At 65.6% G+C, this 20,308-nt stretch carries 22 protein-coding genes and 1 pseudogene; 14 read left to right on the top strand and 9 right to left on the bottom strand.

Annotation, left to right across the window (positions count from 1 at the left end):
• Positions 1–87 precede the first annotated feature (87 nt).
• The 6 genes from RKD23_RS24435 to RKD23_RS24460 all read left to right on the top strand — a co-directional run bounded on the left by RKD23_RS24435 (position 88) and on the right by RKD23_RS24460 (position 3,955).
• Complete coding sequence (locus RKD23_RS24435) at positions 88–408, top strand: hypothetical protein (RefSeq protein ID WP_424858322.1); 321 nt, start codon at positions 88–90, stop codon at positions 406–408.
• Between the two features lie 294 nt (positions 409–702).
• Positions 703–1,140: a DUF5949 family protein gene (locus RKD23_RS24440; protein WP_424858323.1), complete on the top strand. Its 438-nt coding sequence runs from the start codon at positions 703–705 to the stop codon at positions 1,138–1,140.
• A 5-nt stretch (positions 1,141–1,145) separates the two neighbouring features.
• Complete coding sequence (locus RKD23_RS24445) at positions 1,146–1,748, top strand: vitamin K epoxide reductase family protein (RefSeq protein ID WP_424855612.1); 603 nt, start codon at positions 1,146–1,148, stop codon at positions 1,746–1,748.
• Between the two features lie 109 nt (positions 1,749–1,857).
• On the top strand, positions 1,858–2,376 hold the full coding sequence (locus RKD23_RS24450) for a hypothetical protein (RefSeq protein WP_424855613.1): 519 nt from the start codon (positions 1,858–1,860) through the stop codon (positions 2,374–2,376).
• 213 nt (positions 2,377–2,589) lie between these two features.
• Positions 2,590–3,105, top strand: a complete 516-nt coding sequence (locus tag RKD23_RS24455) for a tyrosinase family oxidase copper chaperone (RefSeq protein WP_424855614.1) — start codon at positions 2,590–2,592, stop codon at positions 3,103–3,105.
• On the top strand, positions 3,089–3,955 hold the full coding sequence (locus tag RKD23_RS24460; protein WP_424855615.1) for a tyrosinase family protein: 867 nt from the start codon (positions 3,089–3,091) through the stop codon (positions 3,953–3,955). Before RKD23_RS24455 ends, RKD23_RS24460 begins: the two co-directional genes overlap by 17 nt.
• A gap of 82 nt (positions 3,956–4,037) precedes the next feature.
• Here the strand turns inward: RKD23_RS24460 and RKD23_RS24465 are convergent, their stop codons facing one another.
• Positions 4,038–4,328 (bottom strand): chaplin, encoded by a 291-nt coding sequence (locus RKD23_RS24465; RefSeq protein WP_424855616.1) that lies wholly within the window; start codon positions 4,326–4,328, stop codon positions 4,038–4,040.
• 179 nt (positions 4,329–4,507) lie between these two features.
• On the opposite strand from RKD23_RS24465, the gene RKD23_RS24470 reads away from it, so the two are divergent.
• Positions 4,508–5,080, top strand: a complete 573-nt coding sequence (locus RKD23_RS24470) for a DUF2087 domain-containing protein (protein WP_424855617.1) — start codon at positions 4,508–4,510, stop codon at positions 5,078–5,080.
• A 335-nt stretch (positions 5,081–5,415) separates the two neighbouring features.
• On the opposite strand, the gene RKD23_RS24475 is transcribed toward RKD23_RS24470, so the two are convergent.
• Positions 5,416–5,769, bottom strand: a complete 354-nt coding sequence (locus tag RKD23_RS24475) for a hypothetical protein (protein WP_424855618.1) — start codon at positions 5,767–5,769, stop codon at positions 5,416–5,418.
• A 45-nt stretch (positions 5,770–5,814) separates the two neighbouring features.
• Positions 5,815–6,570 (bottom strand): GntR family transcriptional regulator, encoded by a 756-nt coding sequence (locus RKD23_RS24480; protein ID WP_424855619.1) that lies wholly within the window; start codon positions 6,568–6,570, stop codon positions 5,815–5,817.
• A 79-nt stretch (positions 6,571–6,649) separates the two neighbouring features.
• On the opposite strand from RKD23_RS24480, the gene RKD23_RS24485 reads away from it, so the two are divergent.
• The 4 genes from RKD23_RS24485 to RKD23_RS24500 all read left to right on the top strand — a co-directional run bounded on the left by RKD23_RS24485 (position 6,650) and on the right by RKD23_RS24500 (position 8,714).
• The gene (locus tag RKD23_RS24485) at positions 6,650–6,928 is read left to right on the top strand and encodes a hypothetical protein (protein ID WP_424855620.1); all 279 of its coding nucleotides are present in this window, start codon (positions 6,650–6,652) and stop codon (positions 6,926–6,928) included.
• 523 nt (positions 6,929–7,451) lie between these two features.
• Positions 7,452–7,676, top strand: a complete 225-nt coding sequence (locus tag RKD23_RS24490; RefSeq protein WP_424855621.1) for a hypothetical protein — start codon at positions 7,452–7,454, stop codon at positions 7,674–7,676.
• 7 nt (positions 7,677–7,683) lie between these two features.
• The gene (locus RKD23_RS24495; protein ID WP_424855622.1) at positions 7,684–8,415 is read left to right on the top strand and encodes a GntR family transcriptional regulator; all 732 of its coding nucleotides are present in this window, start codon (positions 7,684–7,686) and stop codon (positions 8,413–8,415) included.
• Positions 8,412–8,714, top strand: coding sequence for a hypothetical protein (locus RKD23_RS24500; protein WP_424855623.1), 303 nt, complete (start codon positions 8,412–8,414; stop codon positions 8,712–8,714). Before RKD23_RS24495 ends, RKD23_RS24500 begins: the two co-directional genes overlap by 4 nt.
• A 147-nt stretch (positions 8,715–8,861) precedes the next feature.
• Here RKD23_RS24500 and RKD23_RS24505 read toward each other — a convergent pair whose 3' ends face one another.
• Both RKD23_RS24505 and RKD23_RS24510 read right to left on the bottom strand, forming a co-directional pair.
• Positions 8,862–9,095, bottom strand: a complete 234-nt coding sequence (locus tag RKD23_RS24505; RefSeq protein WP_424855624.1) for a TIGR02391 family protein — start codon at positions 9,093–9,095, stop codon at positions 8,862–8,864.
• An 83-nt stretch (positions 9,096–9,178) separates the two neighbouring features.
• Complete coding sequence (locus RKD23_RS24510; protein ID WP_424855625.1) at positions 9,179–9,637, bottom strand: hypothetical protein; 459 nt, start codon at positions 9,635–9,637, stop codon at positions 9,179–9,181.
• Positions 9,638–10,019: 382 nt separating this feature from the next.
• Between RKD23_RS24510 and RKD23_RS24515 the strand changes: the two genes are divergently transcribed.
• The gene (locus RKD23_RS24515) at positions 10,020–13,232 is read left to right on the top strand and encodes a tetratricopeptide repeat protein (RefSeq protein ID WP_424855626.1); all 3,213 of its coding nucleotides are present in this window, start codon (positions 10,020–10,022) and stop codon (positions 13,230–13,232) included.
• Positions 13,233–13,538: 306 nt separating this feature from the next.
• Complete coding sequence (locus tag RKD23_RS24520) at positions 13,539–13,850, top strand: hypothetical protein (RefSeq protein ID WP_424855627.1); 312 nt, start codon at positions 13,539–13,541, stop codon at positions 13,848–13,850.
• A 504-nt stretch (positions 13,851–14,354) separates the two neighbouring features.
• Here the strand turns inward: RKD23_RS24520 and RKD23_RS24525 are convergent.
• A complete protein-coding gene (locus RKD23_RS24525) occupies positions 14,355–14,645 on the bottom strand; it encodes a hypothetical protein (RefSeq protein WP_424855628.1) in 291 nt (96 codons plus the stop codon).
• Positions 14,646–14,916: 271 nt separating this feature from the next.
• Between RKD23_RS24525 and RKD23_RS24530 the strand changes: the two genes are divergently transcribed.
• Positions 14,917–15,561: a hypothetical protein gene (locus tag RKD23_RS24530; protein WP_424855629.1), complete on the top strand. Its 645-nt coding sequence runs from the start codon at positions 14,917–14,919 to the stop codon at positions 15,559–15,561.
• Positions 15,562–15,749: 188 nt separating this feature from the next.
• Here RKD23_RS24530 and RKD23_RS24535 read toward each other — a convergent pair whose 3' ends face one another.
• The 3 genes and pseudogenes from RKD23_RS24535 to RKD23_RS24545 form a co-directional block, all read right to left on the bottom strand.
• A complete protein-coding gene (locus tag RKD23_RS24535; protein ID WP_352028936.1) occupies positions 15,750–16,202 on the bottom strand; it encodes a hypothetical protein in 453 nt (150 codons plus the stop codon).
• 470 nt (positions 16,203–16,672) lie between these two features.
• Positions 16,673–16,859: pseudogene (locus RKD23_RS24540) on the bottom strand (hypothetical protein).
• A gap of 186 nt (positions 16,860–17,045) precedes the next feature.
• Positions 17,046–20,201 carry a hypothetical protein gene (locus RKD23_RS24545; RefSeq protein ID WP_424855630.1) on the bottom strand — a complete coding sequence of 1,052 codons (3,156 nt, stop codon included), beginning with the start codon at positions 20,199–20,201 and terminating at the stop codon, positions 17,046–17,048.
• Positions 20,202–20,308: the final 107 nt, after the last annotated feature.

The following is a 20,308-nucleotide window of genomic DNA, read 5'->3' on the forward strand; positions in this document are numbered from 1 at the left end:
TGCAGAAGTTTTTCTGCGTACGGGGTTTCCGGCCCGCGGGGTAGGTCGTTGTGCACGGCGTCGGAATTCCTCCTGGAAAGGAACATGATGAAGTCCCTGAAGGCTGCCGCTGTCGTCGCCGGTTCCCTCGCCCTCGCCGGTGCCACGGCTCCCGCGTTCGCCCAGAGCCCCGCCGACCTCACGCCCACCAGCCTCACCGGCGCCGTGAACACCCTCACCAGCGCCGGCGGCGCCGTGAACCACATGACCAGCGGCAACCTCACGGCCAAAGACGTGATGCCGCTGCAGAGCCAGTCGGACGCGCTCAACACCGAGAACAAGGACTCCGTGCTGAACACCGTCAAGGGTGCGACCACGGCGCTGAACTCCAGCGGCGGGCTGCTCGGCGGCCTGCCGCTGCAGAGCTGAGCATTTCCTTTTCGAAAGCGGCGCCGCATTCCGCAGAGTCGATTCCGCAGAGCCGATTCCGTGGAGCCGATTCCGTCGAGCCGGCTCCACGGAATCGGCTCTCGGCGTCGCCCATAGCGCCTTTTCGCCGACCGCGTTCGAGGCGCGTCCCTCGTTCGTGTGGAGCGCCGGGAAAGCGTCCCCCGGGCGGGTGAGAACACGCCCGGCGGCATTCCGCCCCGCCGATAAGGTCGCGCGGTGACCACAACCCCCAGCGCACCCGTCCGCCCCGCCGACCTCGGCACCCTCGTCGTGATGACCTGGAGCGGCGAGGCCCCCGACGGCAGCGACATGCCCTACCTGCTCGCCTACCCCCTCGGCGACGGCCCCGACGGCCCGGAGGCGACCAGCGCAGCCGTCGCCCAGATGCTCGCCAACAACGGCCTGCCCGTCGGCGGCGACCTCGTGGACGGCAACGCCAGGCCCAGCCTGCCGGTCAGCCTGCTCGTCGAGGCGGGCCAGGCCGTCCTCAACCTGCCGCCGCTCAACGCCCAGTGCCCCGCGCCCCCGGAGTGGCTCGCCGCCGTCGGCGAACGCGGCTACGCCTACCTGGTGTTCACCACCCGGCCCTGGCCCGAGGCCGAGCCCGGCAAGCCGGTCGAGCCCGAGGCGCTCGCCGCGTTCGCGGGCGCCGACGAGACGCTGACCGCCGCCGCGCACGTCGTCCTGCCCGCACGCAGCCTGCGCGTCTGACCGGCGTGAGCGCCGCCACCGAGGAAGCGCGGGCGGAAGGCACCGGCCGGGCCTTCGCCCTGCTGCTGGTGATCACGGGAGCGGCCGGACTGCTGGCCTCCTGGGTCATCACCATCGACAAGTTCAAGCTCCTTCAGGACCCCGGCTTCACGCCGGGGTGCAGCCTGAACCCGGTGGTCTCCTGCGGCAGCGTCATGGAGAGCGACCAGGCCGAGGCGTTCGGGTTCCCCAACCCGATGCTCGGCCTGGCCGCCTACGCCGTCGTGATCTGCGTCGGCGCGAGCCTGCTGGCCGGCGCCGCCTTCCCCCGCTGGTACTGGCTGACCTTCCTGGCCGGCTGCCTGTTCGGCGTCGGCTTCGTCTCCTGGCTCCAGTTCGAGTCGCTGTACCGGATCAACGCGCTGTGCCTGTGGTGCTGTCTGGCCTGGGCCGCCACGATCGTCCTGTTCTGGTACGTCCTCTCCCTCACCGTCCGCCGCGGCTTCCTGCCCGCGCCCGCCTGGGCGAGGACGTTCCTCGACGAGTTCGCCTGGGTGCCGCCGGTGCTGCACCTGGGGGTGATCGGCATGCTCGTGCTGACGCGTTGGTGGGACTTCTGGACAAGCTGACCACTCGTACTACTGCGGCAGTCGGGGGAATTGTGCGCGCTCGCCGCGTACGGAGTCGTTACGAGGTACGGACGTTGAGAAGCCGATCCAGGAAAGGCCCGTACCTGACATGAAGCCGACCACCCGAGGAACCCTCGCCGCCGTCCTCACCGGCGTCGCGGCCGCCGTCGGTGCCGCCGCCGCGACCCCCGCCGCAGCGGTCGGCACGGTCCCCGTCCCCGTGCCGCTGCAGGGCGTCGAGAAGTCCCTGGGCATGGAACTGCCCGAAGTCGGCGGCGAGCTGCCCCTGCTGATGCCGGGCGCCCCCGAGGGCCCCCGGTACGTCGAGGGCCGGCTGCTGCCCGAGCGGGCCGTCCCACAGCTGCCGGTCAGCGGCGGCTTGCCCGGCCTCGGCCTGCGCGCCCCGGTGCCGCACGTCCTCGGCGACGACTTCGACCACGTCGCCCTCGGCACCCCCGCGTCCGACCTGCACACCCTCGCGCCCGGCCTGACCCTCGACGCGCCCCTCACCCCGCCCAACCCCGAGGCCTTCGGCCTCCCCGACCTCAAGCTCCCGCAGGCCGGCCTCCTCGCGCCGGTCCTGCAGACCGTGCCGGGAGCCGAGCTGGGAGCCGGCGGGGGGCTGTAGGCCTCACACGGCCGTACGGGGGACGGGACTTCGCCTGTACGGCCGTACGGCCCAAGGGGTGCGGCCGTGCGTGCGGGGCCCGGGCGGCAGGCGGCGTCCGGGCCCCGTGCGTTTGCCGGGGTGTTCCTCATATGGACGTACCGACGGTGACCGGGCGGGGCGATCGGCGGTTACCGATAGGAGTGCACAGCCCAACCGGACGAGGAGAGCGTGATGGTCGTAGGTGTCGGCGGAGTGCCGGTCGGAGCGGAACAGGGACCCGGGAGACCGGCGGGGCCGGCGCGGGTGAGCGGGACCCGGCGGGACGTGATGCGCGGGCTGCTCGCCTCGGCGGCCGCCCTGACGCTGGCGCCGGTGGTGGCGGCCTCCCGGCCCGTCGACCGGGAACAGCCGGACGACGGCCGGCCGGGTGACGGCCTGCCGGGCGACGACACGTTCGACGAGATGTACCAGGGCCACCACATCCGCGGCGTCAAGAACCTGCCCGGCCGCACCTTCGGCGACGGCGAGTGGCATGTCACCGTCGACGGCCGCCCGCTGCACCTGATGCGCCGCGCCGACGGCACCTGGCTGACCATGGTCGACCACTACGCCTCCTACGCCACCCCGCTGGAGGCGGCCCGCGCGGCCGTCGACGAACTGGGCCCGGCCCAGAAGCTGCGCGAGGAGGCCGGACGGCACGCACAGGAGCACATGCACCAGGGGGGACACGATGGCGTACGTCCGTAGGGACGTCAGCACCCTGACGAGCGCCGAGCGGCGCCGGTTCGTCAAGGCGATGCTGGAGATCAAACGGCGCGGCGAGTACGACGAGTTCGTGCGGATCCACATCGAGCACTACGTCTCCGACGGCGAGGGCGGACTGCGCACGGCCCATATGGCGCCGTCTTTCCTGCCCTGGCACCGCAAGTTCCTGATGGAGCTGGAGAAGGCGCTGCGCCGGGTCGACGCGTCCGTGTCGCTGCCGTACTGGGACTGGACCCGGGACCGTACGGCGTCCTCCGTGCCGTGGACGTCCGACCTGCTCGGCGGCAACGGCCGCAGCTGGGACCGGCAGGTGACGACCGGTCCGTTCGCCTACCGGACGGGCAACTGGACGCTCAAGGAGGGCGTGACCGACGGGGAGTTCCTCACCCGCGACCTGGGCCGCCGCCGCGATCCGATCGCCCTGCCGACCAAGAGCGACCTGGAGTGGGCGCTGAGCGACCCGGTGTACGACGTCTCGCCCTGGGACTCGACGTCCCCCCGAGGCTTCCGCAACAAGCTGGAGGGCTGGGGGAGCGGCCGGGGCAGCGCGGCCTGGCGCACCCACAACCGGGTGCACCGCTGGGTCGGCGGGGCGATGGTGGGCGGCGCCTCCGTCAACGACCCGGTCTTCTGGCTGCACCACGCCTTCGTCGACCTGCAGTGGCAGCGCTGGCAGCGGCGCCACAGCCCGCACCGCTACCTGCCCGCCACGCCGCCCGGTTCCGGCCACAGCCAGCAGGGCAGGGTCGTGGCCCGGCACGAGCGGCTGCCGCCGTGGGATGTGACGCCGGATCAGCTGGAGGATGTGAGCCGGGTGTACCGGTACGGCTGAGCCTGGTGGTTGTAGGACTGTGGAACAGGGGAGAGCCCCGGCGCTCGGAGTGCCGGGGCTCTCGGTTCGCGGACGCGAGCGGTCAGCTGCCGTAGCCGCCCTTGTCGTCGTCGTAGCCACCGTCGTGGTCGTCGCCGATGTTGGCGCAGGTGTTGCCGAACGCGGGGTTCAGCAGGCCGATCACGTCGACGGTGTTGCCGCACACGTTGATCGGAACGTGGATGGGGACCTGGACCAGGTTGCCCGACAGCACGCCGGGCGAGCCGACGGCCTCGCCCTGGGCGCCCGCCTCCGCCAGCGCCAGGCCGGCCCCGCCGAGGACCATGGCGCCGGTGCCGAGAGCGACTCCGGCCGCCTTCGCGATGCGAGACATCACGTTCTCCTTCTTGACTCGATGAGCACGACAGCTGGACTCGCCGCCGCACTTCTCGTTCAACGCGAGGGGTGTGGGCGGGTCACGGCGCAGACGGACGGATCACTCGTTTTGAAGCAGGACCACGACGGTTGGAAAACGACTCCGCCCAGGCAGGGACGCTCCACTAGCCTCGCGGAATGACGACGACGAACACACGAGCGGCACAGGAGCGGTCCGCCGTACGGCTGATCGGGCTGTGGGCGGAGGAGAACCGGGTACGGGCCTTCGCGGCCGTGGCCCTCGGCGCGGCAAGCCCGGCGGAGGTGGCCGAACGGGCCGGCCTGACCCCGAAGGCGACGGCCACGGCCCTGCTGCGACTGCGCGAGCAGGGCGCGGTGACGGCCGACCAGGACGGCGCCCTGCGCGTCGGCTACGACCTCTTCCGCGAGCTCGCCCGCGCCACACGCCCCGAGCCCGCGACCGACGCCCCGGCCACCGGCGACGAGCGCACCGACATGCTCATCCGCACCTTCGTCCGCGACGGCCGCCTGCTGCGCCTGCCGGCCCAGTGGACCCGCAAACAGCTCGTGCTCCGCTACATCGCCGAGCAGACCTTCGTGCCGGACGTCGACTATCCGGAGCGCGTGGTGAACGACAAGCTGCGCGCCTGGTGCGAGGACGGCGACGTCGACCATGTGACGCTACGGCGATATCTGGTCGATCTTCGGCATCTGAGCCGGAGCGAGGGGGTGTACCGGCGCTTGGCCTGAGCCTGGCCCCGCTGGGTCCCAGGCATGAAAAAGACCAGCGTTTCCGCTGGTCAGAGGGTGTTTGCGCCCCCGGCAGGACTCGAACCTGCGGCCAAGCGCTTAGAAGGAGCTTGGTGGTTGGGGTGCAGAGCGGGCGCTGACCTGCTGTTTGCTTGGTGTCGCATGCCTGCTCGACCGGGCTTCGACACGCATTCGACAGGCCGTGGCTAGGCCCCTCTCGCCGTGGTACCCGTGGCTAACTTTCCTGGAGTTCAGTCCGCATGAGTTCCCCGAACTGCCTGACAAGCCGCTGCATCGTGTCCAGGTCGTTGGCCTCTGTGGCCACCTGCCATGCCTCAGCGAAGCGGCGGGGCCTCCTCACTGCCAAAGGCGTGCAGGGCGATGAGGGCCTCCATGCTCATTTCGATGCGCTTGGTCTTCGTCCAGTACTGCTCGACTTCTCGAAGCTTCTCGGTCTTGCCGGACCGTTCGTACCTCAGACGGCGCACATCGAGGACGGCCACGCGGAGTGCTTCGAAGTACGCATCACGCCGCTCCTTCCGTAGGTATGTGCGCTGCTCGGCTTCTAGTGACTGCGCAACCATCCGCTCTGCATGTGCTCTACCTTGCGCTCCGGCGAGCCACGTGAAGGTGACTCCGAGGGCTCCTGAGACTCCGGTGACCACAGCGGGAATCCACTCCGATGCCATGCAATCATCCTGCCCGGATGCGTCAGCACCCAAGACGATCTAGGGCTAGCGGTTGATCGGAATCTCGTAGACGATCTCGCACTGAGCGGCGGGCACGACGATGTCCGCCGTCTCCACCGGCCGGCCCTCGTCGCTGTAGTACGTCCGCCTGATGTGCGTGACGAGTGCGGACTTCTGAATGCCCAGGAGCGAGGCCTCCTCGGCGGTCGCCTGCCGGGGCTCGGGCTGTTCCACGGCATGGCTGACGGTGATGCCGATCGCGGCCATACGGTTCACGACCCCGACACCGGCGTGTGGCCCTCCCTCGGGGAGGATGACGAGCGTGCCGGCGGTGAGGTCGTACGGCTCCCAACTGGTGGACAGTTGCAGCGGCCGGCCGTCGGCGAGGAACTCGTAAGTCGTGCGGACGCAGAGGTCGCCCTCGGCGATGCCGAGCCGCGCTGCGATGTCGGCCGGCGCCGGTACCTTGGCGTCGGTCCGGCTCTCCCAGTCCCCTTGCTTGCCCAGGGCCTTCATGTCTGCCCGGAACGGCGAGCCGTCGGGATGCTCACGCGCGGACGACCGCACCATGCGCACCCGCTGCCGGGGCTCGGCGACGTAGGTGCCCGACCCTGCGCGCCCCTCCAACACACCCTGCGAGATGAGGAGTTCCTGCGCCCTGCGGACGACGTTCTCGCCCACCCCGCACTCCTGGCCGATCTGGGCGCGGGACGGCAGGCGATCCCCGGGCTCCCATACGTGCTCCGCGATCCGCCGCCGGAGTTCGTCGGCGATGCGGAGATAGGGCGGCTGCTCAGGCATATGGAAAATCTAGTCCACTAGCTCTAACCTAGTTAACCAGCTTTACTTAAAGTGATCGCCGGTTGACGGAGGCTGCCCTGTGCCCGCTTCGGGAGTTAGCGCAGCGGCCATCGCTGCCCGGCTGTCCGCCGTCGGGTTTTCGGCACGCGTGGAGGAGCACGACCGGTTCACGACGGTCGAGGTGGAGCTGCCGGAATCACTCCCCGCCGACTTATGGCGGGAGGTCCTGGAGGCGGTGGCCGACGCCGACCGGTTCGGTCTCCTGGCCACCAGCCTGAACGGCCGCACCCTCTGGGCGGTCGTCGACAAAGCGGTCCCCACGACGGGCGATGTCGGGGGACCGAGCCGTCAGCGATAGGAGCTGAGCAGCGTGCTCAACCGTATCCGCCGTGCCGCCTCGCTCACCAGGGCGAGGTACTTCCCGAGGGGCAGGCATCGCCGCTCCTTAACGCCACCCGGAACGCCAACCAATCCGTTCTGCCGTACGGGGACTGACGGGGCGCCGGCTGTCCTGGGTCCGGCTCCCACGAGCGGGAGTCACTGGGACTCGCTCCCGGGTGAGGACGTCGCGCTCGTCCGCCCGTACGTGCTGGCCTGGGAGAAGCGAGCGCGTACGCGCCCTGTGGTCGTCGCTCCTCACTTACCGGCTGAGGCCTGGTCGACCCTTGCGGGGGCCCATTGATGTCTCCTCGCCGACAGCCCTACATCGCGGCAGCCTCGACAGCCCCCTACAGATCGACGGCATGCCGGATCGGCACACACCCAGCCTGCTCAGACTCCACCCCTGCCTCGGCGCCGACCGACCTCCCGGTGGTCTACGAGGTGTGCGACTGCCCATGCCACTCAGCGTCCGACTGGCCCACGCTCAGGGAGGTGCAGCGGTGATCGAACGAGCCCCTCACGGCGCGCTGGTCACCAACATCGAGGTCACGGCGGCCACTGTGCAGCGTGGCGACGTCATCCAACTCGGCGGCAGAGCCTACCGAGTGAGGGATCTCTTCCAACTCCCCCAGGGAGCCAAGCAACTCCTCTTCGAGTCGGGCGAGCTGCTGACCATACACACGCGAACGAGGCTCGACGCCGTGCGCATGCTGAGAAGGCGGTGACCGGCCTGTGTCCCCTCGCCATCTGGACATCGCCAACGACCTCCGGCACCAGATCACGAACGGCCACATCAAGCCCGGCGAACGCCTCCCGTCCGAGACAGCCCTCGCCGACCGCTACAAGGTCAGCACAGTGACCCTGCGGCGTGCCCTCGCAGTCCTCCAGGGGGAGGGGCTCGTCGAGAAGATCCATGGCAAGGGCAACTTCGCTCGCCGCCCACTCCGCAAGATCGTGTACGTCGGCGGATGGGGCACGCTGGACCCATGGACGGCCGCTGAAGCGGCTCTACGCGTCACCGTCCGCAGCAGCACGGTTCAGGCACACGGGCACCTGACGGCGCTGCTGAAGGTGCCCACCGGCAGCCCTCTCGCCGAACTCCGCTGCGTCACCTACGCGGGAGATTCCCCGCACGGACTGGCCCGCATCTACACCCCGCGCGACCTGGCGCCGGTCGGCGTACTCGACGACGAGTCCTCGCGCCGGGAAGCAGCCAGGAGATTCGGCCTCCTCGGCCTGCCGCCGGCGGCTGTCCAGGAAACGGCATGCGCCCGCCCACCGACACCGGACGAAGCATCGACCCTCCGAACCCACTCAGCCGCACCCGTCCTCGCAATCACCCGCGTGCCGACCGACTCCACCGGGCGGGTGGTGGAGGCCGCGCTTCTGGTGTTCCCGGGAGACCGCGTCGACGCGGTCTTCACCACCCGCCACGTGACCGACAAGGGGCAGACACAACCATGACGGCACCGAATGACCTACGCCTCCTCCCACGGTCGGGACCGGAGGGCAAGCCCTGCTATCTGAGCACCGACGACAGGGGCGGCTTCATGTCCCGCCTGGCGGACAACATCGAGGCGGTACAGCTCGGAACAGCGGCGGAACTGCTGGAGCATGCCTCGGAGACCCTCGACGACCAGGACACGGGCTTGGAAGACCTGCGCCGACTGGCGAAGGAACTGACCGGGTCTCTCGGTGCCGTGCTCCGCGTGGCGACCAGCCGCGGTCTCCTTCTGGCGATGAGTGAGCCGCATCGCCCCTGACAGCTCAGGTGCCCGAGGCGACGGCTGGCGTGCACGCACGGTCCACTCCGATGGGGAGAGTTGCGCGGGCCGAGATCCCGGGCAGCTCTCCTCGTTTATCGCGCAGCCTCAAGGGGCCGTCCGGGCTCGCGCAACCGCAACTTGCGATCACGTGCCCGATGAGGCGACCTCGCGTTTCTCGTCTTCGATGTCGAGGCGCCGCATCAGAAAGCTGGCAAAGACCAGCATTTCGTCAGCCTCGTCACGAGCATCTTTCTCGTCTGGGCCGTGCATGCGAGGGTTACGCAGCGCGCCCCTCGCGAATTGGCGCCTCAGGGGGCTCCAATGCAAGATCATCTCCAGGGTTTCTCCACGCCGGCGTTCCCGCTCACTGCGCGCCATGCGGGGGTCGGTGTGGGGTCCGCACATCCATGATTCTCTGACTGGCCGCCCGCCTAGCCGCGAAGTACCTCGGTCCTCGGAGGCTACGCCCTACGGCGCTGGCTCGGAACGGCGATGTATAGCTGTCGGAGACCGTGGAGAGCGGCATGGAAGGCAGCCGCGATCTCGCGCGCCTTCTCCTCGCTCTCGATCGCCCACATCGAGATGTAGTCAGCCGCAATGTTGGCCTGCGTCACTGTGCCAGCGACTACCAACGCTTCAGCCGCGGACTGCAGGACCTTCACTGCCCGGTCCGGGATGGTGGGCCCGCTGCTGGAAAAAGCGTCAAGCTCCACCTTCCAACGCTGGCCCTGGCGAGCGATGCACACAAAGATCGCGTTGTTGGTCTTGGCGCTTTTGTAGGCCGCGTGGTGAGCTTCCGGTTTGGTGCAGTCGGGGATGAGTGCAGCTGGGAGAGGCATTCCAGACGTCGGCATGCTCACATCGTCGCAGGTGATCACACCCTTAATCAGGCGAACGCCCATCATCACAGCCGTCCCCACGCCGTCTACCCGGGCTGTCGATAACCTGAAGCGAGAGAACGGCCCGGCATCGGCTGGAAATCGGGTGCGGGCTCTCCCAAGCGTATGCACGTGCTGTCGCATGGTCGCGCGGACGCGCCCTCTCTCCCCGACTTCCTCATCGCCACCACAACGGAACTACCAGGCCATCTCTCGCCGCCGCTCAGCCGATACTGGCCCGCCGTGGGGGACACGTACGCTCTGTGCTGGAGAGCGAGACATCCAGCCGGCCTGCAGAGGGGACTGAGATGAGGGCAGGCAGTAGGCCGTCGGTGCGGCAGACTTCTTCAGTACGGGCCATGCTCCGAAGCGGCAGAGCAAAGTCGACGGTCACCGTTCGCCACGAGAGTCGGCAGGTCCTACGGTGAGGGACTACACCTTCCAGGCCATGGGGGCCGGATCCGTCGCCGCCCATCACATCGGGACAGCGATCACCGGCTCGGTCAACGTTCTGACGGCCGAGTTGCTGAACTCGGCGCGCGATGTCCAGGCACCTGCCGGGCTCACCAACCTGCCGCCGCTCCCACTGTGTTTCGGCCGCGCGAGCGAGCTGGGCTGGCTGCGTGGCACGCTCGGGCAGCCGACCGCCGGGGCTGTCGTCGTTCAAGGCCTCGGCGGCGTCGGCAAGAGCACCCTGGCGCTTGCGTATGCCCACAGACACCGTCACGACTACACCGTGATGTGGTGGATTGCCGCCGCATCACCCGACCACATCGAGCAATCGCTGGCCGACCTCGCTCTGCGGCTGATCCCCGTGTGGGCCGGCGGCGCGTCTACCGAAGAGCGTGCCGCCTGGGCGATGTCGTGGCTGCAGTGGCATCCGGGGTGGCTGCTGATCTTCGACAACGTTGAGGATCCGGCCGATCTGCAGCCCTACGTCAGCACGTCTAATGGCCACGTCATCGCCACCAGCCGCCGATCAGCTAGCTGGCCCACCTCCGTCGCAACGCTGGCCCTCGACGTACTCGACCTGGCTGCAGCGAGTGAACTCCTCTGTAGCCAGGCGCTCGGCGCGACTTCGCCGACCCACCGTCAGATACAGGAGACCCGGGCCCTCTCAGCCGACCTGGGGCAGCTTCCCATCGCCTTGATGCAGGCCGGCGCCTACCTCGCGCAGAACCCCACGATCAGCATCGAACGTTACCGCCGAAGGCTGGTAGGCGCGTTGGACAAAGCTCCCGAAGGTGTAGACCCTGAGCGCACCGTCGCCCGAATCTGGCGCCAGACGATTAGCACCCTCACGGAGCGCAACCCCCTGGCAGTCCGGGTCCTGTCCACACTGGCGTGGCTGGCCCCCGACGACATTCCAGTTGGACTGCTGACCCCTATCACCGACGACAGCGACGACCTTCACGAAGCCCTTGGGGTGCTTGCTGTCTACTGCATGGTCATCCTCACCCAGGACTCGGTGAGCATCCACCGCCTCGTCCAGACCACACTCCGGAACCAGCCGCCCATCGGTGACAGCGCGCCAACCGGCAGGCTAGAAGCCGAACGGCTGCTGAGCGCTGCGGTCGCCCCCCTGGGAGAACCGCCCGACTCTGGCCGGTCCCCCGCCTGGGATCGACTGCTCCCGCACCTCGTCGCACTCGCGGCCACCACTCCTGACGGACACGCTGACACCTTTCCCGCCGGACGCTACGCGAGCGCTGCACTCTATCTCCAGGGCCTCGGTCATGACGCCCGCGCCGTCCCGCTGCTCACGGCGGCCCTCGCCCGCTGCGAAGCGCTCGCTGGTGCCGAGCACGAACTCACCATGAAGGTTCGTTCGAACCTGGGCAACGCCTACCACGGAGCCAGGGACTTCGAACGGTCCATCGCCATCCTCGAACCGTTGGTCGCCCAGTGCGCGCAGGTATTCGGCGACTTTCATCCGGGGACGCTCACCGTCGCCACTACCCTTGCCAACTCGTACCGTGACCACGGCGATCTGGCCCGTGCCATCACACTTCACGAGGAGACGTTGGCTCGGCGTAGGCACGCACTTGGCAATGATCACCCCGACACTCTCGTCAGCTGCGAGGAACTGGCCTGCACTTACCATGCGGCCGGCGACTTGGATCGCGCTGTCTCTCTGCATGAGGCCACACTCACGCAATACCAGAGACTCCTAGGACCAACCCACCCTGCCACGCTGTCCAGCCAGCACGGTCTAGCGGCGGTCTACCTCGCTTCAGGCGACCTGTCCCGTGCCATTCCGATGTACACCGCCGTCTTCGCACAACGACAGCAGGCGCTCGGCGACAGCGATCCCGAAACCATCACGAGCCGGAACAACCTTGCCTACGCCTATCTGACCGCCGGACGCCTTGACCAGGCGGCGCAGCACCTCAAGACGGCCCTGGCCCGGTGCGAGGAGGTGTACGGCGAGGCGCACCCAGAGACCATTGCCATCCGTGCGAACCTTGGCTGCGCCTACCGGGACGCTGGAGACCCCACCCGTTCGCTTCCACTGCTGGAGACCGCGGCCGCGCAGAGCGCCCACCTCCTCGGCGATGCCCATCCCCAGACCCTGACCACCAGGAACGGGCTGGCGCGGGCATACCAGGCCGCCGGCCACGATGGACGGGCGATCGCCCAGTACGACACCGTCCTCAAGCACCGTGCCGCGCTGCTCGGCGAGACCCATCCCCATACCCTCGCCACCCGAAGCGGCCTCGCGAATGCACACCTCGCGGCGGGCGACCCAGATCGCGCCGTCCCGCTGTTCGAAACCGTCGTCGCTGAGTGCGAGCAGGTCTTCGGCGAGTCCCACCCAGACACCCTGTCCAACTACATCGGCTTGGCCGACGCACTTCGCCAGACGGACAATCCGGTACGGGCCGTGTCCCTCTCGGAGTCAACCCTGGAGCGATGCGTCCGTTCGCTTGGCGAGGACCACCCGCACACCATCGTGTGTCGGAGCAACCTGGCCCTCGCACACCTCACAGTCGGCGACGCCCCAGGCGGCGTCCAGCTCCTTGAAGCCGCCGTGCGCAGCGCCAGCTTCATCTTTGGCGACACGCACCCGCATACGGTCACCAGCCGGACGAACCTGGCCGCCGCTCATCTGCAGTCCGACAACGCGGCACAAGCAGTCGCCGTCCTGGAGGACGTCCGCGCCCAACTGGACACCGAACTTGGCAGCGTCCACCCGCGAACACTTCACTGCACCGCCACGCTGGCCCGCGCCCTCGGCGGGGCCGACGGCCTCCCCCGGGCGACCGAGCTGCTTGAACAGAGCGTTGCGCTCACCGAGAAGGAACTCGGCATCACCCACCCGGACACACTCACGCAACGGCAGTATCTAGCTGAGATCTACCGGGCCAACGACCGACCCGACTTGGCTGTGCCGCTGTACGAAACCAACCTCACTCACTGGCAGCAGACCCTCGGGGATCATCCCAATGTCCTAAACGCCCAACTCACCCTGGCGGACACCCACCAGGAAGCCGGTGCACATCAAATGGCGATCGCCGTCTATCGCGTAGCCCTCGGCCGGATCGAACCCACCCTGGGCCCGGAGAACCCGCTCGTCGCACAGATCCGCGCAAGGATCGACGCAGCCGAGTACGCCGCTTTGAGGTCTGACCGTTAGTACTCCATTGAGGTGTCCCTGGTCAGCGAGCTGCCAGTCGGGAGCGTAGCCAGGCGGGCCAGGGGCGGGAAGGTGTTCGCTGGCTCGCGTGGAGGAAGACCGGTCGACGTTTCGCGTATGCAGAGTTGCCGTGTGCACGCTGGCTGGGCGACTAATCTGATGCCCTGGCGTCAGTCATTGACAGGATTTCGGGGGTGGGGTGTGGGAGCAGAGATCGTGCAGTTTCTGGGGCAGGCAGGGCCGTATCTAAGCGCAGCTCTAGGTGCCTATGGTGCGGGGGTCCTGGCCCGAGCTGAGGATGCTGCGGTGGGAGCCACGGCGAATGCAGGGCGCAGCATCTTGCACGCGATCTGGCGGCGTCGGAGCCCGGCCGAACGCCCCGAGCTGGAGGCAGCGGTGCGTGAGGCGGCCGAGGAGCCGGAGGACGCTGATGCTGCAGCCGCCCTCCGTCAGCAGATCAAGCGGACGCTAAGAGAGAATCCGCAGTTGCTTGCCGAACTGGCCGCCCAGCTTCCCCCGACTGGTGCGGTGACGATCACCGCGTCCGGTGAACGATCTATCGCCGCACAGACAATCGGCACGGCCGTCACCGGAGACAACACCACGATCCGTCCGTGACCCCACTCCGGCTATGAAGTTCTTGCCACCAGTCTTCGAACTGTGCGTGATGGCGTCGACCCTGGTTTGATCCACTCGGCAGGGCTTCAGTCTGTGGCAGACGACAGCGGACGTCGCCGGAATCAGTGCTGCTTGAGACCACGATTTAGACCGCTGTCAGCCTGTCGTCACGCCGGGCTCAACGCGCCCGCGGCGCGACGTCCGCGAAGCGCTTTACGGACTTCTCCAAGATTTCACCAGAGAGGCCCTCAGAGACAGGTCAGGCCCGGTGCTGATCTCTCAGTACCGGGCCTGACCTGGTGTTTCGCTGCCGGGGTGGCGGGATTTGAACCCGCGACCCCTGCATCCCGAAGCGACTCGCGCAGCCGCCGACCTTTGGCCCGTGTTCCCGTGACCTGCTGCGCTGGTCCGTGAGCGTCCGGGCTTGTCCGTCGCTGTCCGTCGGCGTTGTCACGCAGTTAGACACTCACCCTGCAGCTGGCGCGGCTCTTGCCGGTCCTGTCTTCAGGGACCAAGGACACCCAGCGCGCCGAGTATGAGGCAGACGGTACCGAAGAGGAAGAACCCGCCCATGGCGATCAGGCCTGCACCGAGCCTCCCGACGCCGGCGCTCTTGCCCCCTTGCGGCACCAACGAGCCCGACGCCTTTTGTCCGATGTCGAGATACGCAGGTAGCCGCCCGGTTCGCCGCAGCATCCGCCCGACACTGATGAGCGCTATGCCAAAGACCAGCGTCAGCACGCTCGTCTGGAGCTGATAGGCCGGGTCATGCCCGTCCGAAACAGCGATGATCACCGAAGTCCCCCCAGGATATGCCAGACAGGGCTTCTGTCCGGCGGAAAGAAGCGCCCCATCTTGCCGGACGGCTACCCCTGGGCGGAAACCCGTAGTGGTCGAGAGGCGCTGACCTTGGGTTTTGTTGCTGAGGACTGTGGGCCGGCTGTCGCTGTCGGTCGTCGTTGGTCGGCCTCGGGGAGCGTCGGACGGCCCAGGGACGGCCCAGTAGGTTGATCACTCGACCCTCATGCTTGACCTGCGGTCGGCCGCCTCCTGCCATGCTTAGGGCGTGCCGATGCCGATGTTCTCTGCCCACGAGCAGAGCTCCACGCTCCCTGCGGCAGCCGTTGTGGCAGGGTGCGCTTTGGTCTTCACTGTGGTCTCGTTCTGGTGGCTCAACGCACGTCAGGGCAAGCTCAAGGCGTACGAGCCGTACTCATTCGCGGGCGCCGCGACTCCGGGCCTGACGATCTTGCGGCTCCCGCTGGTCCTTTTCAACACCGGACCCGTGCCGATCGTTGTCCAAGATCTCAGGATCCGGTTCCCTGACGAGCCCGACTCGCTCCTTCCGTTGCCCTGGCGGAACTCGTGGCCTCAGCTCAAGCCAGTAGGCACGGACCAAGCTTCCATGCCCGGAGTCTTCGCCGTGGAGGGCCGGAAGGCTGAGCAAAGGTTCATCGAGTTCGGCGCGCCCTTCCCTGGCTTTGTGCCTCAGGCTCGCGACTACGTGGTCTCGCTTGAGGCCAAGCTCGGCCATCGCAAGGAATGGCGGCCGTTGCTCACCTTCACCCTCCGCCTCGCCCACATGACCAGCCCTGGTCAATACATCACCTACAGCAACTCAGCACGCGACCTGACAAAGAAGGACCGCGAAGCGGCCGATGCAGCATTGGAGGCCTTGGCAGCCAAACTTGCCGAGCAGCAAAACCCGTGAGGTGGCCGACAGTGAGCACCGATTTAGGAGTTCGATCTATGTCCGCCTCTGGCGGCGTGGTCAGGTGGTTCGACGCTCGTCCAAGGGCGTTGCTGTTCCTCCCTCCGGCCTCGTTGATGTCAGCCGTGGATGTCAGAACCTTCCGTAGCTCTTCGTCCAGTCGAGCGACGTCACCTTCCGGCGGCCGGTCAAGATTCGCGTCGGTTCGCTTCGCAGCGTTTGAAGAGATAGTAGCCCACGGTTTCACCCTTAATGGCGACGTTCTGACCGGACGACATGAACTTGTCGCGGCTCTGCTGTCCCTGCTCCACGAAGACGAAGGAACCGTTCACTAGCTCCCACCCCTCTCGGCATACGGCGTTGAGGACGACTACGGGATCTGTCGTTTGCTTGGTGGTCGTGCTGCCAACCATCGCGACGATGACCGCTTGCTGGCTCATGACGTCGATCGAGCATTGATATACGAGATCCCCCTGCTCGAAGCACTGGCGTGCCTGACCCACGGGTGTGGACAGAAACGCCCGTCGGTCGCGTTCGAGTCGCTCGGCCTGCTGCTTCTCCTCTGCCTCCTGCCGCTTGCGCTCCTTCTCTGCGGCCGCCTGCGCCTGTTGCTCTGGGCTCTTCTTCGAGATGAATGCCATGCCGCTCTCCTCCTGATTTGACGGCCGTCACGCTACCCTCCTGGCGTGCTCAATGACCGTCAGTCGTGACAGTTGGGCAGCGGCGTATGTGCTGATTCAGAGCGACGCCAGGGAGTCCCACTCCACCTACACCGTCACGGCCGCACCGTGGGACCCACATGTAAGGTTCAGCCCGTGACAGTCTGCCGCGATGGCGGGTGCTCCGACCCGTCAGGCGCGCGGGTGCCTCGCTGTACCCCCGCCTGCCTTCACCACGCTGCCAGTGCCGTCGACTAGAGCAAGCGACGACAGCCGGCATACGCTGCTAAGCCCTCAGCTTGGGAAGGTGCGATCATTTGGGGCTTATGTGGGAGCTGACCTGCGCGAATGGCCCGGATGTGGCGTCTTTGGACGGCTGCTTTCACCGTGATTCCCCGCTCGATCTGGTGCGCTTGTGGTGCGCGCACTCGTGATGCACGCTCCGGGGTCACCTACCGCTTCTGTGCCCTGTAGCGCTTCATCAACGCAGTGATCCGTGCGTGGTCCGCCTGGCCATTGAGCTCGGCCACGAGATCGTCAGGACACAGCTCGTACAGGTCGCCCCACCGACGTCCCCGGTTGTCCCAGATCCGGTAAACCACCCGGTACGCCCCTGGCAACGTAGCGTCTCCTGCTCACGGTTCCCCGTTCCCGGCACAGCCCGTGCCGCCCTTTAGCGAGTCACCGCTGACGCGCGAGCCGACCCCAAACGCTTTCCAACCCTCAGCAGCTTGATCAGCGCGGTTGAATTAACTGACCGAAAGGATATGTCGCCGCAAACGCACTTACCCTTGCCGTCTGCCGTCGTCGATGTCAGGCATGAACTCAATCCATTAGACCTCTCTCCATCAAGGTGTTGCGGAGGCGCCGGTAATTAGCAGTATCGACAAGTGAAGCAGCAGAGAGAAGCGAACTTCTAGCGTACGCTGCAACCTCTCTCCGGTCCCACTCTTGCTCAAGCCCTCTAATAAGTGAATCGAGTATGGCCAAAGTCTGTTCTGACTGTTCCTGATCCGCAGCTCTCTCAGCCACAGACTGCGACAAATCGATCTTTCCGTGCGTGGTACTCAGGGTGCTTAGCGTGAGGTCATTCCATGTGTCGTCGGCGATGATCTTCACTTCGGCCATCCAGCCAAAGCCGAAAAGCTCGCGCGGATGTTCCTTTACGGCTAGCCTCCAGAACTCTGCAGCCGTCCCCGCATACTCTTCCGGCATGTTGTCGCCTCTCAGTACGAGACCAAGCGCTTTACCTGCCTCGGAGATCTTGCCTGTAGTTTCAGAGAGGAAGCCGAGATTTTCACTCGGGGCATAACCCTGAACTCTCCAAAGCATTGCAATCATGCAATGGATGAGGGAGTTCTGCACTCCTCTACGAACGGAATCCCTAACGAAACCCCGGTAATTCTCAAGAAGCCATTCATAGGGTTGCCCCCACTGCAAGGCGAGATCGACAGCTGTCTGCCCCATTGTCGGAGGTGCTTCGTCGCCGAACAGTTTTGGTGCGATGACCTCAAGCCAATCGGGAGAAATGTATGCGATGAATCTGGCTTTGGGTGCGATGATTGCCCTAGCCTCGGCACCGTCACGGCCCGTTAGCATCAGCAGTGAGTCGATGATACGCAAGCCTTCTGGACGTACATTGCCCTCTTTGCGCTCCATCGAAATAACGGAGAAAACAGCCTCCAAGGCTCGCGTGAATGGCCTATTGATCGCCGTCGCTAGGTAATCAACTGAGCCTGAGATGATGCCGGAGGTTTCTGATCTGTCCTCGACTTCACTCGCGAGGACGGACCAGACATATTCATCGCGTCCCCCAAAACCTATACTCGATTGCGCGAGCGCCTGAATAAGAGATATGCCCGCGTGTTCCGTCGGTCGCCACGTAGGGTCGTAGTCGAAATCATCCTTTCCCATAACCACCACTGGCCAGGGGTGAGTACGAGTCAACTCGATCAGATCAACCATCTTGCCGGCAGCCTCCGCTCCTATTGCGGAAGCACCATTGGCCAAGCCTTGCATGTAATGAGCTATGTATGTGGGGTGGCGAAGCTGGCTGGCAATGACCACTGGATCTCGCGCCCATTCTTCGCAATTGGACGACACGGTCGATTCTAGCGCTCTTCCGAGCTCGCGTGCACTTACCAGCCACTCGGCATCGCTGGGTGACCAGTTGGCAATCCACTGCGCCGCTTCCTGAGGCGACATGGCGCTCAGTTCTTCGCTGGTTATCGGACTTCTGCCATATCCAAACGTTGCCCGAATGGGATCTTTGCGCTTTACCGGTGGCCCATAGGCGCCTGAGATCACCGCCACCGCAGTTGCCCATGGTGCGCACACTTGGGAGGGAAGGAAGGCGCTCCAGTGGTAAGCTCGACGCCATTCGTCATTTACATTTCGCTCGGCCAAGGCGGTCCCGAGCGCCTGCAGCTCAGGTGGAGTACCTAGCGAGGTCTGCCATGCGGAGACGTATGAGTCATCTGGGCATTCGTCAACTACGCGCTGAATCAATACATCATCATCTGCAAGTGGATCACGTTTCGCGATGGCAGACGTCAGCTCCTGAGCAATTGATTCAATTTCAGCATCCTGCGAATTCGCCAGAATGAACGCCCTGGCTCGTTCTCGAAGGGAATTGGGAAGCGGGCTGACCGACACCATCAGATCGCTGGGTGCACACGTTGTCACCAGAGTCTTGAGGCAGGAGGCCATCCCATCCAACAATGTTGGAAGGATCCCGCGATCGCTATCGTCTGCGGCATACTCGCCCAAAGATGCGTTCTGCATTACGAAGAGCGCGTAATTAAGTTCCTCCTCTGGAACATCGGATATTCGGTGTGCAAGAATCTTTAGGCGCCTGAGGCCATTATTCTGGGTCACCCCTGAGCAGTAGGCACTCATGAAGTTCTTGACGTAGACCTGAGAGTGCTCCCAGTTTCGGTGATTCAGTGCAACATTAGCAACGAACTCTATGAACGCCTCTGCGTCGGGGTGCTTTTCACAGGCGCTCACGGCGAAGCTGGATATAGCCGGTGATCGCGGGTGCTTTTTCAGGCATAGTTTAAGAGTTGGGTGGCCGTGCTCTCCAATATCAAGAGCTGCTCGTGCGGGATACCATGAGGCCGACTCGGTGTGGATGGATTTCTTAGCTATTCTTTCGATAATGCCTGCCAATTCAGGGGCGTGATCCTCCTTGAGCTTGTCAACCGCAGAGAACATTGGCCACCCTTGGTGATCTACGGGCGGGTCCAGTAGTTGCGTATCCACAAGAAGGTCAAGCCATGCCAGGTGATCGAGTTCTCCCATAAACCTACGAAGATGGTAGGGGCTCACAATCAACAACTTCAGCTTTTCAAGGTCTTGCGATGTTGGAGCCTGCAAGCGTGCCAATTCGTCGAGTTCCGCAATGCGAATCTCGGGGGGTGTGAATAGTTGCCGGAGTATCGACACGCATTCGTGCCACAGAGCTCTGGCTGCTCCGATCGCTATCCCGCTGTGCAGACCTCTATCTAGGCGGCTCAGAATCCGCTGATAAGAGGTGATCGGTGCTACGTCCCCAGCGGTAAGCGGCTGTGTACCAGTGCGGTTCACGATTACCGAAATCAATCGTCGCTGATGTACGGCGTCCTGTTTATGGAAAACGTCGAGAGCGTCAACCGTAGCGAAAAGATGCTGCATTGCACCTTCTCTATCTTCGGCAGTAAGGTCAGCCGTGGCCGCAAGTCGTTGTTTTGCCTCGACGACTTCGCGGGACAGGGTCTTCCATTCCCCGCCGGTACTAGCTGAGCTCTGCGAAGAAGGAATTGCCTTCATTGCTTCTCTTAGAGCATACGCAATAAGGGATCCGTGCTCTGGTATGGAGTCGTCGTCAAGAGCTATCAGAGCTTCGGCCGATCGTAGGAAACTAACCGCCCGCTTCCCGTCGTCGTTCAGCTCATCAACGAGGTGGGACAGCAGCGTCTCGTCCAGCTCCGGGGTCTCCATATTCCCTTTTAGCACATCGCTGCAATCTGCAACACCTCGTTGAACAGGAAGCTGAGCTACGTAGGTCGGCGGAGCGGCTTTGGGCTGGAGCTGCTTTGGCGCGAGTG

The sequence above is a fragment of the Streptomyces sp. SAI-170 genome, assembly GCF_049739565.1.
In the GTDB taxonomy this organism is placed as follows: Bacteria; Actinomycetota; Actinomycetes; order Streptomycetales; family Streptomycetaceae; genus Streptomyces.

Coding starts and splice junctions, on each gene's coding strand:
- RKD23_RS24450 (WP_424855613.1), top strand. CDS start 1,858: ATGAAGCCGACCACCCGAGGAACCCTCGCCGCCGTCCTCACCGGCGTC.
- RKD23_RS24470 (WP_424855617.1), top strand. CDS start 4,508: ATGACGACGACGAACACACGAGCGGCACAGGAGCGGTCCGCCGTACGG.
- RKD23_RS24475 (WP_424855618.1), bottom strand. CDS start 5,769: ATGGCATCGGAGTGGATTCCCGCTGTGGTCACCGGAGTCTCAGGAGCC.
- RKD23_RS24435 (WP_424858322.1), top strand. CDS start 88: ATGAAGTCCCTGAAGGCTGCCGCTGTCGTCGCCGGTTCCCTCGCCCTC.
- RKD23_RS24460 (WP_424855615.1), top strand. CDS start 3,089: ATGGCGTACGTCCGTAGGGACGTCAGCACCCTGACGAGCGCCGAGCGG.
- RKD23_RS24535 (WP_352028936.1), bottom strand. CDS start 16,202: ATGGCATTCATCTCGAAGAAGAGCCCAGAGCAACAGGCGCAGGCGGCC.
- RKD23_RS24480 (WP_424855619.1), bottom strand. CDS start 6,570: ATGCCTGAGCAGCCGCCCTATCTCCGCATCGCCGACGAACTCCGGCGG.
- RKD23_RS24455 (WP_424855614.1), top strand. CDS start 2,590: ATGGTCGTAGGTGTCGGCGGAGTGCCGGTCGGAGCGGAACAGGGACCC.
- RKD23_RS24505 (WP_424855624.1), bottom strand. CDS start 9,095: ATGGCGCGCAGTGAGCGGGAACGCCGGCGTGGAGAAACCCTGGAGATG.
- RKD23_RS24545 (WP_424855630.1), bottom strand. CDS start 20,201: ATGGAGACCCCGGAGCTGGACGAGACGCTGCTGTCCCACCTCGTTGAT.
- RKD23_RS24440 (WP_424858323.1), top strand. CDS start 703: ATGACCTGGAGCGGCGAGGCCCCCGACGGCAGCGACATGCCCTACCTG.
- RKD23_RS24500 (WP_424855623.1), top strand. CDS start 8,412: ATGACGGCACCGAATGACCTACGCCTCCTCCCACGGTCGGGACCGGAG.
- RKD23_RS24465 (WP_424855616.1), bottom strand. CDS start 4,328: ATGTCTCGCATCGCGAAGGCGGCCGGAGTCGCTCTCGGCACCGGCGCC.